Source organism: Mucilaginibacter flavus (assembly GCF_030409315.1).
In the GTDB taxonomy this organism is placed as follows: domain Bacteria; phylum Bacteroidota; class Bacteroidia; order Sphingobacteriales; family Sphingobacteriaceae; genus Mucilaginibacter; species Mucilaginibacter flavus.
Genome location: NZ_JAUFPS010000041.1, coordinates 450,636 through 467,715 on the forward strand (window position 1 = coordinate 450,636; position 17,080 = coordinate 467,715).

Genomic DNA, 17,080 nt, shown 5'->3' on the forward strand with positions numbered 1-17,080 from the left:
AACAGTTTTATAATTGTTTAGCCCACTTTTTTTATTGCCTGTTTAGTCCCCGTACATAAATACCGTAAAATCTTCATCGCTGTAATCATCGGTTAAAATACACCTGTTGGATATTGTTTTACAAAAGCTCAATATTTTGCCCGGCTCATAAGCTGCCAACAAGCCGTTTGGTATTATACGATGCAATAAATTAAAAGCCAAACCCTTTTTACAGCTATTATACAAAGTTTCGATGGCCTTGTAAATAAAATCGGGATCGGCCTGATAGTAGTTAAGCGAGCCGCTTAAAAATACATAATCCACAACGGGTAGTGAAGTCTCAATAAAATCACCTAATATGAAATTGGTGTTAGGCCGGTTGCCGTAACGTTTCTTTGCTTCACTTAATAATTCGGGAATTTGCTCAAAACCTGTATAGGTAATTTCGGGGTAATTGGGTAACAAAAATCCCAACAGATCGGCATGTCCGCATCCCGCGTCTAATATGCTAAAGTTATCCAGGTTCGCTATCCCGGCCAGTACCTTGAATCTTATCAGTTGACTTTCCTTGTCGCGCCAACCTAAAGCAGCCGGGCCGGTGTTGCCATGAAAAGAGATCATTGCACGATGATAATCAAAAATGGCGGCGGTATCGGCGGTCACGTTTTTGGGTTGGTATTTTAATATTGGTATAACTAATCTTTCAACCCCTAATCAAATGCCTGAGGTATGATTGCGGATTGTCAAGAAATGATTTAGTAAGGTAAAAATGCTCGGTATTCTCGTATGCTGTTTCCCGCACGCCATCATCATCAAACTGATAAATGGCAGCGCCGGGATAACAAATGAGCATTGGCGAATGGGTGGCTATCAGGAATTGCGCCCGTCCGCTTTGTTCAAGTTCATTTATTACCGACATAAAGGCCAAAACTCTGGCTGGTGATAGCGCGGCTTCTGGCTCGTCGAGAATATAAATACCGGATTCGAACTGGTTATTAAACAAACTAAGAAACGATTCACCGTGAGATTGCTCGTGTAGTGATCGCCCGCCATAAGCCTGAAAAATACGTGGATTGTCTACAGCCAACTCATCAATATAGGATGCGAAATTATAAAAGCTTTCGGCCCTCATAAAGAAACCTTCGTTAATCCGGCGCGGTGTCCAACCCAGCTGTAAATATGGTGCAAGCGGCGATTCGTAACCTTCAAAACGATACCCGGTGTTAAGGTTGTGGTTTCGGTTGCCACCTCTTAAGCTAAACCCACACTGCTCGGCAATACCCTCTAATAAGGTTGATTTCCCAGATCCGTTTTCGCCAACAAAAAAAGTTACATTTTCTTTCAGTGTAAGCTGTAAACCTTTGCCAAGGCTTGGAATGTTTTGCAGGTAACTGCCATCCTGCAAAGCGGGAACAGATATGCGGGATAAAAAAGGCATGTTATTGCTTATTGTTTAATAACAAACTTACAATTCTTATCCTGCTTTAGGAAACAACCTTTCTTACCAGCATCTATGATATGGGAAATAGTTTATAACAATTTGGGTTTAACCGCACCACTACCAAAACGGTAGCCAATGGTAACCTCATGTGTGGGAATATTAACACCACCAAGGTTTTCAGATGATGTACCAAACTGATAACTATAACCTAAATGAAACCGGGTAAAATTGAATGATATAATTCCAGCCATTTCGCTGTTTAAGCGGTAAGTTGCGCCAAGCCCAAGGGTTTCCTTTAAATAAAACATGCTCGAAAAATCGGTAATAAGTGGTACGCCCCGGGCATACGAAAACAGGATTGATGGCTTAACCTGTATATCTTCTGATATATCTTTAATAAAAGCCCCTGTAAAATAATAATGGTTTATAAAATTGCGATTGTTTTGTACTGATGCCGTGCCCAGGCTGGTTATAGTTAGTTCCGGTACAGAAACACCAACATAGTACCAGTCTGTATAATACATTACAGCAAAACCCAAATTGGGCTTAGTTTGCCTTACATCATTAGTAAATACCGGATCATTTGCATCTAAACTTGAATAGTTGGCCCTGTAATTTCTGATGCCCGCATTTAACGATACTGCTAAGAAATCTTTTTGCCCTAATTGTATTGATTTGGCAAAATAGGCATTAACTTCTGTTTGCCGTTCTATGGCAAACTGGTCATTAAGTACAATAACACCAGCCGCCGCGCCCATTGAAGCTATTGGTATATTTCCGTTAAACTGGAATGTTGTTGGCGATCCGTCAATACCTACCCACTGTTTGCGTGCCATCATATTTACCGAACCCGCTTTATCCAACACGGAATATGCCGAATTAAGAGGGGTTAGGTTATCCATGTATTGCGTATAACTGAAGGCCTGGGTCTGCGCGCTTACCTTGCCGGTCAGCAGCAAAAACAGCGCGAGTAGTGTGGCTCCTGTATTTTTAATAATCATATATCCTGATTTCATTTCTTTTAATTGCTAAAGGTTGATCTATTGATATTTTAAAACGAAGAAGCCTGTTTTATGCTTTTTCTCGCCATTTACAACAAACTCCACTTTATAAAAATAGGTGCCGGCTTGTTGTAAAACACCTGTAACACTGGAATGCCCGTCAAATAAGTTGCTACTGTTATTATAATTAAAGGTTTGGTATACCAATACCCCGTTACGATTAAACAAAAGCACCTCGTTTTCAGGATAGTTTTTGATGCCTTCTATAAATAGGTAATCGTTTATACCATCGCCATTAGGCGATACGGCCTGGTGTACAAGTATTTCATCGCCGGCGGCATCATTTACCGTTACCGTTTGCACCACACTTGTGGCGGCAAAATAGTTGTTGTTGCCTCCTTGTGTTGCGGTAATGGTAGTTGTGCCGATGTGGAGGGCGTTTAAAGTTGCACCGCTTATGCTTGCCACACCTTCATCAGCCGAGGTGAAAGTAACCGGTAGTCCGGAACTTGATGTTACACCGCTTAGGTCAAATGTTGATCCTTTGGTTTGATCTGGAAGGGCGGCAAAGTCGATAGTTTGATGGGCTTTATTAACTACAAACGCCCTGCTTACCAATGGTGTATTACTGTAATTGGTATTAACGGGTAGCGTTGCGCTTATTGTTGCAATACCTGCGCCCGTGATATGTATTTTACCATTTACAATGGTTGCTACCGCGGTGTTACTACTGCTATAAATAATAGTTTCTCCCGAGCTTGCAATTGCTCCTGGATCAAAATCGGCGGTGCCGTATGTTTTTGCGGTTAAAGGGTTAAAAGTTAAAGCACGGGTAGCTGCTGTAATGGTAAGCGCGCCGTTTATATAGTTTAAGCCATAATTACCAGAAACAGCACCCGCAGGTGTTATTGGATAAGTACCCACTACCGACGTTGTTGTTGCCAGCGTGGTAGCCGTAGCAGGTGTAGTTAAACTGGCTTGTGTATCGCCATTTACAAAGCCGGAGTAAGTAACCGTAAATACTGGGTTTGCTGTTTTATAAATTCGGGTTGCATTACCCGCGGTTACAGTTAGCGTAGCAGGATTAACAGTTAGCTTACCGTTGGTATAAGTAATAATGTAATTAGCATCTATAGCGCCTGTAGGAGTAATGGCATAGCTTCCGGCTGCCGACGACGTTGTCGCAGTACTGGTGGCTGTAGCCGGCGTATTTAAACTGGCTTTGGTATCGCCATTTACAAAACCACTGTAGCTTAAGGTAAATACAGGGTTGGGCTGTCCGTAGGTTTTGCTCAGGTTATCAGCAGTTATACTGAGCGATGCTTTACTTATGGTGAAGCTTGCTCCTGCATACGTAAGGGTATAATTACTGTTTAAAGCAAGTGTACCTTTATTGATGGCATATGTACCAACGCTTTCACCTGCAACTCTTGTTAGCGCCCCGGTAAAAGTATCTCCATTGGCCAAACTTCCATTGGTAATGCTATAGGTTAGTGCAGGATCGGCAGCGCCATAAATTTTGGTTCGGGCATCGGCTGTAATAGTAACCGCCTTTGCTGTAATGGTAAGGTTTGCGCCAATATAAGTAAGCAGGTAATTACTGTTAAGTGCCAGTGTGCCCTTTGCGATAGGGTAGTTACCTACGCTTTCGCCGGCGTTTCTGCTTAACGCCCCTGTAAAGCTGTCTGTGCCTACCAATGCGCCGTTGGTAACATTGTAGGTTAACGATGGATCTGCATCACCATAGCCTTTGCTTTGCGCATTGGCGGTTACGGTAATTGCCTTAGTGGTAACCGTTAAGTTTGCGCCCGTATAAGTAAGCGCGTAGTTAGTGTTGAGCGCCAGTGTTCCCCTGTTTATAGCGTAGGCTCCAACGGTTTCGCCGGCTGCCCTGTTTAGCGAGCCTGTAAAGGCGTCTGCACCTACCAACGCCCCCGCCGTGATATTGTAGGTTAATGCGGGATCAGCATCGCCATAAGTTTTGCTTTGCGCATTGGCTGTTACAGCGATGACTGCTTTACCTACTGTAAGTTGCTGGGTTACATCCGCAGCGGCGATAAACGTAGCGTTACCGGCCTGCGAGGCGGTTATATTTACCGTACCCGCGCCAATAATATGTATTTTGCCATTTACAATACTCGCCACGGCGGTGTTGTCGCTGCTGTAAGTTACCGGTATGGTATTGTTGGTACTAACTGCTCCTGACGCAAAATCTACATCACCATAAGTTTTTGATGGTAACGCGGCAAAAGTAATTGATTGCGAAACCTGGCCAATGGTTAGGTTAGCCCCGGCATAGGTTAACGTATAATTGCCGGACAGTGCAAGCGTATTTTGCAATATCGGGTAGATACCTACATTTTCGCCCGGGCTTCTGTTCAATGTACCTGTGAAGGCATCACCGCTGATTAAAGCGCCCGAAGTAATACTATAAGTAAACGCAGGATCGGCAGCGCCGAAAGCTTTGCTTTTACTATCGGCAGTAACAGTGATTGCTACTTTGCCAACCGTTAACAGGGTAGTAACATCTGTTGCTGCGGCATAATTAGTATTGCCCGCCTGCGAAGCGGTTATATTTGCTGTACCAGCACCTACGATGTGGATATTGCCGTTTACTATCGTTGCAACCGCTGTATTGTTACTGCTGTAGGTAACCGGTATGGTATTATTGGTACTTGTAGCTCCAGGCGCAAAATCGGCATCACCATAGGTTTTTGACGGCAAAGCTGCAAAGGTTATAGCCTGCGTTGATTGCCCAATGGTAAGATTTGCACCAACATAGGTTAACGCGTAGTTACCGCTAAGCGCGAGGGTGTTTTGCGAAATTGGGTATACACCAACGTTTTCACCGACAGCCCTGTTCAATGTTCCGGTAAAAGCATCTGCACCTATTAAAGCTCCCGAGGTTACGCTATATGTTAAAGCCGGATCTGCCGCGCCGAAAACTTTGTTTTTGCTACCGGCGGTAACAGTGATGGCTACTTTACCAACGGTCAATTGCCTTACCACGTTTACAGTGGCGGCATAACTTGCATTTCCCGCCTGCGATGCGGTGATGTTTGCGGTGCCTGCGCCTACAATATGAATCTGGCCGCTTACAATGGTAGCAACCGCGGTATTATCACTGCTGTAGGTAATTGGGATGGTATTATTGTTACTGGTAGCTCCAGGGGTAAAATCGGCGTCGCCATACGTTTTCAGTGGCAAGGCGGCAAAGGTTATTGCCTGCGTTGATTGGCCTATGGATAAATTTGCACCTATATAAGTTAATGTATAATTATTATTAAGCGCAAGGGTGTTTTGTAAAATGGGGTAAGCGCCTACGCTTTCGCCGGCAGTTCTGCTTAATCCTCCGGTAAATACATCGGTACCAACCAAAGCCCCGTTGGTGATCTGGTAGGTAAGGGCTGGATCAGGCGTATTGAAAACTTTGCTTTTGGCATCTGCTATAACAGTAATAGCAACCTTACCCACATTTAATTGTCGGCTTACATCTGCCGCGGCGATAAAGCTTGCATTGCCGGCCTGCAAGGCGGTGATGTTTGCTGTACCCGCGCCAACAATATGAATCATGCCGCCTATAATGGTGGCAACCGCGGTATTGTCGCTGCTATAGGTAATGGGTATTGTGTTGTTATTACTGGTGGCTCCCGGCGCAAAATCAACATCGCCATAGGTTTTTGACGGCAACGCTGCAAAGGTGATAGTTTGCGAAACCTGGCCGATAGTAAGGTTTGCACCAACATAGGTTAACGCGTAATTGGCGTTAAGGGCAAGGGAGTTTTGCAGAATAGGATAAGACCCCACGTTTTCGCCAGTAGTTCTGCTTAATGTTCCGGTAAAAACATCCGTACCAACCAAGGCTCCACTGGTAACCTGGTAGGTTAAGGCAGGATCAGGGTCGCCAAATGCTTTGTTTTTACTGTCGGCGGTAACGGTGACAGGTGCTTTACTTACAATCAATTGCTGTGGCACATCTGTTGCCGCGTTGAAATTTGCATTTCCCGCCTGGGAAGCAGTAATATTTGCTGTGCCGGCACCAATAATGTGAATATTGCCGCCCACAATTGTAGCTACAGCTGTGTTATCGCTGTTATAGGTAACAGGTATTGTGCTGTTAGTGCTGGTTGCTCCGGGCGCAAAGTCTGCGTTGCCATAAGTTTTTGAAGGTAAAGCGGCAAACGTAATAGTTTGTGGTGCTTTGTTCCTGGTAACAATTACTGTGTAAGTTGAGGTGGTGCTGCCATCCTGAGCGGTAACAACCGTAGTGATGGTATTTGCCCCTACTGCAAGATTTACATTTGTTGCCAAACCAGATGATGCCGCCGATCCGTTGATGGAAACCGTAGCATGGCTATCGCCGGTTACTGGCGTTACAGATAAGGTACTGATAGCATTACTTACGGTAGCTGCATAGGAAGTTTGGCCTGGGGAAAAAACAGGCGATAACGTTCCCTGATTGATAGATAGGCTTGATAAGTTTGAATTGCTGGACGCGAGTGTAGTAAATGAAAGTATACTCCCCGGAGTTGTCCCCAAACTGTTACTTGCCTTAACCTGGTAATAGTACGTGGTTAAGGGTACAAGTCCTGTTAATGAGAGCGACGCGTTACCGCTTGCCCCGGCGGCTAAACTGCCATTTGTGGTAGCAGTCGCTGTTGTAGCTCCGCTCAGTGTTGCGCTTAAACCATAATTAAAAACTACCGACGTTGCAGCTCCGTTTGAGTTTACAAAACCGGCAATGGTGGCCCCGGCAAATGTAATAGCAGTAGGCGGGCCCAAGGTAGTGACCGCCGGTGCGGATGCCGGTGCGGTTGAGTTAAAGCTGAGTATTAACCCTTTGCCGGTTCCCGCGTTATTGGTTGCTGTTAATTGATAGTAATAGGTAGTTGAGGGAATTAAATTGGTTAGTGTTAACGAAGCCCCGGTTTGGCCGCCACCGGCGCTAATGGTGCCACCTGTGGTAGCTTGTATGGTCGTAGTTGTCCCGGAAAGATCGGCAGTTGTGCCGTAGGTGAAACTTACGGTTGTCGCGCTTCCGTTGTCATTTGCCGAACCTGTAACCGTTTCGCTGGTGGTTGAGACGAAGGTTGAAGAGCTTGTGGTTGCAGTTGGAACCTGGATAATAGTATAAACCTGTCCGTTGGTGAAACCGGTGGTTGTAAGATTGCCCGCCTGATCGCTAATACCCGTTGGAGCTGCCTTAAAATCGAGTCTCAAGGTACCTACACCAGATACATTGTTAACGGTTACATCTAACCCATTTGATCCGGCTGTTGCTGTTTGAAATATGGTACCCGTAGCTGTTCCGGTTGATGTTAAACTGAACGCGCCTGTATTACCGCCAGAAACAGGTTCTGAAAAATTAACACGATACACCAATGTTGTGGCATTAGTAGGAGAGGTAGCCGGAGTATGTAGATTAATGGCTGTTACAGCGGGTGATGTTTTATCAAATACAACAATTTTGTTTGTGGTAGATTGGGTATACGAGGCTGAGTTATTACCGGCAAGATCTGCAAAAAGTAAACTAAATGGTATAGTGCCCTCGGTATCACCTGCGGTCATAGTATAAGCTGCCGACCAGTTGATATGATCGCTGGATGGATTCGTGGCAGCTATGGTGTGCCCAGCTATCACTACAGCCGGCGTTTGTATGGCTTCGCTTGTAGTAAAATTAAGTGTCACAATGTCACCAACCTTGGCCTCTGCGTTATTACTATTATTGGAAGTAAAGGTTAGGGTACTTACGGTTGGTGGAGTTTTGTCAAAGGTTATCAGGTCGCCAGCGGCCACATCATTATATGATAAACCATTAATAGCCGGATTTCCCGCCAGATCGCTAAAAGACAGGGCGAAAGGTATTCTACCCTCGGTATCTCCGGCCGTCATAGTATAACTTGCCGAATAATTATTACCACCCAGGCTTGCAGCAGTTATAGCATGCCCCGCTATAGTTACAGTGGGCGTTTGTATGGCTTCATTGCTGCCAAAAAGAAGAGTTACAACGTCGCCAACTTTTGCCAAACCACTATTGGTATTATTTGAAGCATAAATAAGGCTTGTTGCTATGGGCGGGGTCTTGTCTATGGCATACAGTTCGCCAGCAAAAGGCAAAGCAGTGCTGATCCCCGGCGTTGTACCGGTACTGTTGGCAAGGTTTAACACAATGGTACCATCCCCGGTACCTGTATTTACAGTTACCGTGTATACCGCTCCGGAACCCGTTAACGAAGTTATGCTTGCCCCAGCTACGCCTGTTGTAGTAAGTGAAAAATTACTGGTTGTTAGTCCTGTAATATTGGCTCCGAATGTTACCGTATAAGTAATCGAGTTGCTATTGACAGGGCTTGATGCAGTACGCTTGATAGAGCTGACAGCAATGTTTAACGCGTTAACGGTACTTAATGCGGTAGCCACATCTACATTAGTGGCCGTAGGACTGCTCAGAACAATATTTCCCGAGTAATTGCCGACAGGTGTTGTTGCCGCAAGCCTTACATAAACCGGAGTTGAACTTACTGTACCAGCTGCGCCGATGGTAACGGTGCTGGTAAATGTAGCATTATCTGCGCTTACTTCAAAACCAACAGGGGGGGTAACCAATATCCCAGCAGTTAAATCGGTACCCGAAACACTGAATGTTGTTGGTGAAGAGGCGGTTCCAAAAGTAGTGGTTAGGGCCGTTAAGGTACCTGAGTAAAAGATTTTGGCAGGGTTCAGCGTAACTGTACTTGATACCGTTGCAACATTTACACTGGTGGCTGTAGGGCTGCTCAAAACAATGTTCCCCGAGTAATTGCCTGGAGCTGTTGCCGCGGCAAGCCTTACGTATACCGGGGTTGAACTTATATTGCCAGCTGCGCCAATGGTAACTGTGCCTGTAAATGTGGCGTTGTTGGCGCTCACCTCAAAACCGGCAGGCGGCGTAACCAATATCCCGGCTGTTAAATTGGAGCCCGATACATTAAAAGTTGTTGATGCGGAAGCAGTGCCAAAAGTGGTTGTTAAAGCTGTTAAAGAACCGGCAGATGTGATATTACTTACCGGCGTATCAACATCAGATGCTGTATTATTTCCGGGAGTTGGATCGGTTACGGCGGCAGGCGTAGTAACTGTGGCTGTGCTTGTATAGTTACCTATCTGCGTTCCCGGTATTGGTGCAGTTATATTATAAGTTGCAGTGCCACCAGAAGGGATATCGTCTGTTACGTTGATACTTACAGTACCACTGGCTATACCCGTAGCACCGCCTGTAAAAGTAGCCGCCCAGGTACTTCCTGCCGGAAGCGGGTTTGTTACTATCGCGCCGGTTACATCGCTTGGCCCATTGTTGGTTACAACTACAGTATAGTTATGTGTTGTACCTGATATATAGGTTGGTACACCATCGGTATTTGTAATGCTCAAATCAGCTATGCTATTTTGGGTATCAACGTCATTTGCCTGGTCATTTGCCGGGTTTACATCTGTTACGCCAGCAGGTGCTGTTAAGGTAGTTGTATTTATAAATTGCCCTGTTTGGCTGCTGGGTATAGGTACCGTGGCCGTATAAGTAACTGCACCATTAAAAGGGATGTTCACCAACTCATTAATACTGCTGCTACCGCTGGCGGTGCCGGTGGCTCCACCGGTAAATGCCGCGGCCCAGGTACTTCCAGCCGGCAAAATACTGGCAACTGTTTCGCCTGTCACGTTATTGGGGCCATAATTGGTTACCTTTATAACATAAGTATGTGTTGTGCCTGGTGTATAGGTTGTTGTATTGTCGGTACTGGTAACATTTACATCTACCAATGTTAATGTATTAAAATTAACAGGATTATTTGTGCCCGCCGTGGTCAAATAGCTGGCTCCACTTCCTGCGCCGCTATACTCTACCGTCATTACACGGTAGGTGTTGCCTGCACTTAGATTAGTAATTGCAACTGATGTACCTGTACCGTTATAAACACAATACCATCCAGATGAACCAATTTGATTACCCGAGCCGAAAGCGGCGTTGGCTACGTACGTTGTACCATCAACCAGCGCCGGGCTACCTGTGGATGAATTAGATACAAAGACTGCACGCGAAGCCCCGTTTCCATTTGTCCAACCGGCAGTGGCACCAAAGCCACTGATGTTTGAAAAAGTAAGGTTTGAGGCTTGTACTGTAGGCGGGCCTGTTAAATGAATTACAGCACCACCGTTTACACCATCATCGCCATCGGCTACAAAAATATTGCCTGCGTTAAATATAGCTATCCCCCAGGGATAATAAATACCGTTTGAATGCAGAGGACTGTAAACAGCGGCGCCCGTTCCCGCGCCATTGGTGTATTTGACCAACTGATAGCCCGCGCCGCTGTTTTCACTGCTGTAAAGATTGCCCGACGCGTCGACTGCCAACGCGGTGGCATATTTGCCTGTAGAAACCGTTGAAACAGCGTACGCCGATGCCGCGGTTAGCTTATATACATGCCCGCCGTCTGTTATCGAGGGGTCATTGCTGAATGCATCGGCCACATAAATATCACCATTAGCGGCAATTGCCAAACCCGTTGGGTAAGCATAACCTGCCGCCGATTTTAAATTATCATATAACCTGGTGCCCGCCGACCCTGCCGAACTACCTGCCGCGTATTTTACAACGGCATAAGTACCATTTCCGGCATCGTATTCTGCCGTATATAAATTATTACTTGCATCAATAGCAAGCGCGGAATAGTAATTACCTGTTTGAAAAGTTGAGGATGTGTATACGCCGCCGCTAAAAGTAAGTTTGATAATAGCGCCCGCGTTTGAGGTAAAATCTGTAGATACGTATACATCACCCGTACTGGTTACTGCCAGTCCCCAGGGATAATCGCCCAATTCATGCGTAAGACCGTTGTAGATGCTAACCGGCGCACCAGTGCCGTTGATATATTTTACAACCTCGTACGTTGCTCCGCCGGTACCCGCCTGTACACGGGTAACATATAAGTTATTATTAGCGTCTTTGGCTAAAGCGGTATATAGTCCGCCGCTTTCAAGATTGGTACCGGTTAGACTTGCAAATGCCGGGAATGCCGCTCCCAAAAAAAGGAAAATTACAACAGCGATGTAAAGGCCTTTTTTTAATGTTTTTTTCATGAGCTTAATGTTATGTTAGATGCACAAATAAGGATTTTGCCAGCCACTTACACTTTCGTCATGAATTTCTTTAAAATCAGGCGAATCAAATTTTAACCCATTTCCCTGGCTTATTACCGTTTTATAAATATTTTTTAAAGATGTTGTAACCTTAATTATATCAATTACCGGTAGCGAGAAACCAGATAATGGATAAAAATTGCGTTCGCCTCTTGGCCCAACTATTGACTCCCGGCGCAGTAAGGATTTAACACTATCCCAATCCCGTATATCGAGTTGTGGTTTAACCGCATTTAATGCCAGGCCGGCTTCGTATCCAAGCAAGCTATAAATACTGGCCATTTGACCGCCGGTGGTTTCAAATTTGTTTACAAATTCCTTATTGCGCGCGTTTTCAAAATCGCGGCTCCACGACGTTGCAGCGTATATTTCCAGATCAAGATTGGCTACATCTTCCAGTATATCATCATATACCATGTTTTCGATCACAATAAGCGGGATATGCTTAAAAAAAGCAGAGGCTTTCCACTGGTTTAAAAAATCATTTCCCATCTTGCCGGCAAAAATTGCATGCACATACGCAGGAGTATTCCTTTTTATCTCGGCGAAAAAAGATTCAAGATTTAATTGTTTAATATCCGCTGGGTCTCTCGGAATAACGTGGAGGCCCATTCTTGTAGAACCCGCGGCGTTGGCTCCTTTATGAAACGCGCTGCTTAAATGGTATCCCGCTTCATATACCGGCATTACCATCATCCCGGTATCCCCAAATTCTTTATGCGCCCAATGCCCCAATGCAAACTGTGATTGCCAAATTTGTTGCGATGAATAAAATATATTAGGGCTTAAATGATTAAAATAAGGGATATACTCACCCATGTCAAAAAAAAAGGCGAGCTTATTGAAGTTTTCCAGTACCGGTATCAGATCGGGGATAGCTTTATAGCTCACGAGGCCTGATATGATATCTACCTGATCAAAAAACACCATCTTATTAACGGCCTCAATAGAACTTTTAGGATCGCCCATTTTGGTGTATGCAGGCACAAACTGAACATCATTTTGCCTCAGCGGATCTTTGAATAATCCCATTAAAATGCCTGCCATTAAATGTTGACCATAAAATGGATAAACACCCGAATAGGGCGTTAAAAAGCCAATCTTTAACGGCCGTACCATAAAAAATAATTAAATAAGTATGTAGCTAACTTTAATTTCTGCTCGGGAAAATGCCCTGCAGGGTTATAATATAAAATAGTGCTAAATAGGGGGGGAGTATTGAAAATGGTTGATTGCCGCCACCACCGGATATGCTAAGCGGCCCCAATGCTGTATTTGGAGCATTGGTAGTATAAATTTTTTCGGTGCTGGCGTTTGGTCCCGAACCCGTTGTTGGTCCTTTGGCCAGGTAGGTGGTATTGCTGGGTGTACCTGTTGTACCTGCAGCGTTATTTACATTTAATGTGTGGGTGTGTGCCGGTAAATTGTTGCTTAGTAGTGTCATGGTTTCTGAGCCACCAATCTGGCCTTCAACATAGGGCGATAACCCTGGCCCCTGGCCCTGGCCAATGGCCGTACGGCCGCGAAGATCGGGTAACGCGAAGGTGCTGATACCATTGCCTCCATATGTAGTACCCAAAAGAGAAAACACAGCGGTATTTTGTGCAATTGACAGTAACTGTCCTTCGCAAGATGCAAATCCACGAGGTGCGAAATTACCCGCGAATAAAAAGATCATGGCCAAATCTGCTTCCATAGTGCAAGAATTTTAGGTTTAGAGAAATAATTTTAGGTTTAAGCAATATTAAGAATTATTTTGGATATTAAAATTAAAAAAACATTAATTTTAATGTAAATTGTTCACATAATCAGTTAGTTAGCCATTTGTAAATAACAAATTAAATATTTTTCCATAAACGTAATTTATACAACGTAAAGCGTAAATTTTATGAATAATCAGCGAAGACTATTTCTTAATCAGATGTCATTAATGGTAGGAATCACCGCGTTAAACAAACCTTTTGCATCACTTGCATCTGTTAGTAAACGCATTTGTACCCTACATTTAAGCCAAAAGATTGTAACTATTTTTCATACCAATGATTTACATGGAAAGATGGACGCCGTTTACCAAAATGTGGGCGGCATTAACCATATAAAAAAGTTGCTTTTAAAACAGGAAACTAACGGACTTGTATTGGACGCCGGCGGCTTTTTGGATAATACCCAAGGTTTACCCGAACAACAAAAAGTGATATACGCTATGAACAATATCGGGTATCATGCTGCAACAATTGGCAATCATGAGCTGGCGAATGGCCAGGATCATTTAGCCGCACTTATCCCCCTTATGGATTTTACACTTGTAAATTGCAATTATACATTTGATAACCAATTGAATAACTTGGTAAAACCATACCACATTATATATACGGGTAAATTTAAGATAGGTATTACGGGCGTTGGGCACCCGGTTCAAGGTGTTTTATATAACGATGCTATCCAAAGTGCCAACCAGATAGCTGCTTTGCTTAAGGAAACAGAAAAATGCGATTTGGTGATTTGTTTATCGCACCTGGGCTACAAACAAGCGGGTGATAAAGCCGATAATAAAAAACTTGCGCAACAGTCTGAACATATTGATATGATTATTGGCGGCCATAACCAGAAACTGAATGGCGAACCTATCATTTTACTCAATAAACGGAAATATGAAGTTGTTTTGGCCCATGCCGCGTGGGACGGATTAATGTTGGGCAAAACTGAGTTTACATTTGAGTACGGAAAACAAAAACACGGTTTAAAAGCTAAATACCTTATACCCGGTAATTTAACAGGGCAAACATTCGCGGCCGCTTACCAATCATTACGATCAACACAAAAAGAGGCCTGAGAATGAGGTGTGTACTCCTGATCATTTTTTTGCCGCATAAATAACATTGCACTATGATTCGTTACGCCAGGTTGCCTTTGCCATTTGATGTACAGGCCATGCAAGCCCAACTATCGTTATTAAATGACGACTGGCAGGAGCATTTCAATACCTTTTATTATGAAGGATCATGGACTGTATTGGCTTTGCGCTCGCCAGGAGGAGTTTCTGAAAATATTACGCCCGATTTAATGGTTAATGCTAATTACCTGGATACTTCGTGGATGTTACATTTTCCTTCTGTTAATCAATTAATCGCAGGTTTGGAGTGTCCTGTGATGTCTGTCCGTTTTTTAAAACTACAAGCAGGGGCTATTATAAAACAGCATAGAGATAATGAGCTGGCTTTTGAAAAAGGGGAAGCACGACTACATTTTGCAGTAATTACTAATCCGAAAGTGTTGTTTTATGTTGAAAATGAGCGCGTTGTTTTACAAGAGGGCGAGGCATGGTATATCAATGCTAATTTACCGCATAGGGTATCAAACGAAGGGTACTCCGATAGAATACACCTCGTAATTGATTGCAAAGTGAACGATTGGCTTGCGGCTATTATTAGTCAATCGGAAGCGATATCATACAAGCACGATAGGACCAATAATGATATCGTAAATATCATCAAAGAGTTACGCCTGCAAAATACAGCGGTTGCCGATAAACTGGCCATAGAGCTGGAAAGGCAGCTTATCGATTTTGCCTCCAACGGCGATACGAACAATTGAAGCGATATGGATGATTTTTCATTAAAAAACTGGATACCGTACAAACTCATATCGAAGGGCGAACAGATGCAGTGTTGCTGGTTAAATACATTTGGACAACCCTTCTCAAAGCCTTTTTTTGACGAAACTATTTTACAACTCAAAGGTCTCAGCAGCAGGCATCCGGCTGTAGCTTCGGTAAGTGACCTTAGTATGGTTGAGGAGTGGGCTGAAGGTTTAAATTCAATTGAACCAACCGCCTTTATTTTCCATATTTCACGTTGCGGCTCAACGCTTATTTCGCAGTTGCTTGCGGCATCAGGTAAGCATATCGTACTTCCCGAAGTACCATTTTTTGACCAGCTGCTCCGGCTGCCTCATCAACATGCTAATTTTACATCCAAAGCAGTTTCTGAATTATTAAGAATCGCCGTTAGGTATTATGGCCAAAAAAAGAATGAATGTGAACAGCATTTGTTTATTAAAACCGATAGCTGGCACATGTTTTTTTACAAACAACTACGTGAGCTTTATCCCAACACGCCGTTTATATTGATGTATCGCAACCCAAATGAAGTTTTTAGTTCATTGAAAAAAATACCGGGGCTACAATCTGTCCCGGGTTTAATTGAACCCGAAGTGATAGGATTTGATGCAACTGAACAATTACCACATTCGTTAGATATTTACATTTCAAAAGTGCTTGAAAAGTATTTGCAGCAATATCTTAACATTATAGCAACCGACGATAAGTTTCTACTGCTTAACTACAGTGAAGGGCCTATACCTATGATTAAAAAGATTGCCAGTTTTGTTAACATAACGCTTAGTGAACAAGATGTAACCACCATGACGGAAAGAAGCTATTATCATTCTAAAAAGCCGGAAGTGGTTTTTTCTGAAATAAATGTCGCGACTGTACCATCCTGTCTGGATGAGGCAATGAAACTTTATAACAAACTGGAAGCGCAAAGAACCATGATCAACAATCTTTTGCCAATGCATTCATAAAACATTGAATTAGCGCTGCCGTAGCATGGGTATTTAATAATTCTGCAAACATGGCTGCAGGTTTTAGGTGTCTAAATAATTCAACCCAAAGAAAATATCCGAGACTGATAAGCAATTATTTTATTTGAGATATGTTATTCGCTTCATTTTAAGTTTTGTAGTTTTAGCTAATTAAAACATCGTACATGAAAACCCGCACCAGATTTACCTTACTATTTATTGTGCTGCTATTGCTTGCCGGCTTTTTTTATTATCGCTTTTATTTTGTTTTTGGTGAGGGAGCGAAAGCCGGTACCATGAACTACTTTGTAAAAAAAGGTTATGTGTTTAAAACATATGAGGGCAGGCTTATTCAAAATGGTATTCGTACACAAATACAGGGCAACATAGCGTCAAATGAGTTTATGTTTTCTGTTACCGACGAAAAAATAGCACAGCAGCTAAACAATAATGCGGGATCATACCTGGAGCTTCACTATAAAGAGTACCTCCATACTTTACCATGGAGAGGAGTAAGCGTATTTGTTGTGGACAGTATTATATCTGCCAAGCCGATAAGCCCGGTAAACCCTTAAAGGCTATCTGCTTTACCCGAATTTTCCTCGCGGGTTTTATTGAGATTAAAAACAAGTTTACCCGCTTTGTTATTGGCTTTTATCAGGCCTTTATCAAAAAGATAATTTAAAATATCTTCGGCATTTTTTTGATGAATAGCCGGATTAGTGCCTGGTTCAAGCGAGCTCAGTTTTTCGGCTACTTCATCGGCGCTGGCTTCTTCAAGGTAAGCGAGCGCGAATATCACATTATTTTGCACGCAAGTACCCGTGTCATATTCGTGCGGCACGTGCAATGGCTTATATTCGTTCAAAAATTCCTCATCAGCGCTTTTCATCGTTTT

11 protein-coding genes are annotated in these 17,080 nt (G+C 43.6%); 4 read left to right on the forward strand and 7 right to left on the reverse strand.

Features of this window, described 5'->3' with window-relative positions; genetic code table 11:
• Nucleotides 1–42 precede the first annotated feature (42 nt).
• The 6 genes from QWZ17_RS21000 to QWZ17_RS21025 form a co-directional block, all read right to left on the reverse strand.
• Nucleotides 43–642, reverse strand: coding sequence for a class I SAM-dependent methyltransferase (locus QWZ17_RS21000; RefSeq protein ID WP_290307274.1), 600 nt, complete (start codon nt 640–642; stop codon nt 43–45).
• 40 nt (nt 643–682) lie between these two features.
• Nucleotides 683–1,417 carry an AAA family ATPase gene (locus tag QWZ17_RS21005; protein WP_290307275.1) on the reverse strand — a complete coding sequence of 245 codons (735 nt, stop codon included), beginning with the start codon at nt 1,415–1,417 and terminating at the stop codon, nt 683–685.
• A 92-nt stretch (nt 1,418–1,509) separates the two neighbouring features.
• Nucleotides 1,510–2,436 (reverse strand): PorP/SprF family type IX secretion system membrane protein, encoded by a 927-nt coding sequence (locus QWZ17_RS21010; RefSeq protein WP_290307276.1) that lies wholly within the window; start codon nt 2,434–2,436, stop codon nt 1,510–1,512.
• 24 nt (nt 2,437–2,460) lie between these two features.
• The gene (locus tag QWZ17_RS21015) at nt 2,461–11,538 is read right to left on the reverse strand and encodes an MBG domain-containing protein (RefSeq protein WP_290307277.1); all 9,078 of its coding nucleotides are present in this window, start codon (nt 11,536–11,538) and stop codon (nt 2,461–2,463) included.
• A gap of 15 nt (nt 11,539–11,553) precedes the next feature.
• Nucleotides 11,554–12,717, reverse strand: a complete 1,164-nt coding sequence (locus QWZ17_RS21020) for an ABC transporter substrate-binding protein (RefSeq protein WP_290307278.1) — start codon at nt 12,715–12,717, stop codon at nt 11,554–11,556.
• Between the two features lie 31 nt (nt 12,718–12,748).
• Nucleotides 12,749–13,294: a phage tail protein gene (locus QWZ17_RS21025; protein WP_290307279.1), complete on the reverse strand. Its 546-nt coding sequence runs from the start codon at nt 13,292–13,294 to the stop codon at nt 12,749–12,751.
• Nucleotides 13,295–13,519: 225 nt separating this feature from the next.
• Here QWZ17_RS21025 and QWZ17_RS21030 point away from each other — a divergent pair, with 225 nt between their 5' ends.
• The 4 genes from QWZ17_RS21030 to QWZ17_RS21045 all read left to right on the forward strand — a co-directional run bounded on the left by QWZ17_RS21030 (nt 13,520) and on the right by QWZ17_RS21045 (nt 16,757).
• Nucleotides 13,520–14,431, forward strand: a complete 912-nt coding sequence (locus QWZ17_RS21030; RefSeq protein WP_290307280.1) for a metallophosphoesterase — start codon at nt 13,520–13,522, stop codon at nt 14,429–14,431.
• A 53-nt stretch (nt 14,432–14,484) separates the two neighbouring features.
• The gene (locus tag QWZ17_RS21035) at nt 14,485–15,192 is read left to right on the forward strand and encodes an aspartyl/asparaginyl beta-hydroxylase domain-containing protein (protein WP_290307281.1); all 708 of its coding nucleotides are present in this window, start codon (nt 14,485–14,487) and stop codon (nt 15,190–15,192) included.
• Between the two features lie 6 nt (nt 15,193–15,198).
• Nucleotides 15,199–16,182, forward strand: a complete 984-nt coding sequence (locus tag QWZ17_RS21040; RefSeq protein ID WP_290307282.1) for a sulfotransferase — start codon at nt 15,199–15,201, stop codon at nt 16,180–16,182.
• A 185-nt stretch (nt 16,183–16,367) separates the two neighbouring features.
• The gene (locus tag QWZ17_RS21045; protein WP_290307283.1) at nt 16,368–16,757 is read left to right on the forward strand and encodes a hypothetical protein; all 390 of its coding nucleotides are present in this window, start codon (nt 16,368–16,370) and stop codon (nt 16,755–16,757) included.
• On the opposite strand, the gene QWZ17_RS21050 is transcribed toward QWZ17_RS21045, so the two are convergent.
• A complete protein-coding gene (locus QWZ17_RS21050) occupies nt 16,754–17,074 on the reverse strand; it encodes a hypothetical protein (protein ID WP_290307284.1) in 321 nt (106 codons plus the stop codon). The genes QWZ17_RS21045 and QWZ17_RS21050 overlap by 4 nt on opposite strands.
• Nucleotides 17,075–17,080 lie beyond the last annotated feature (6 nt).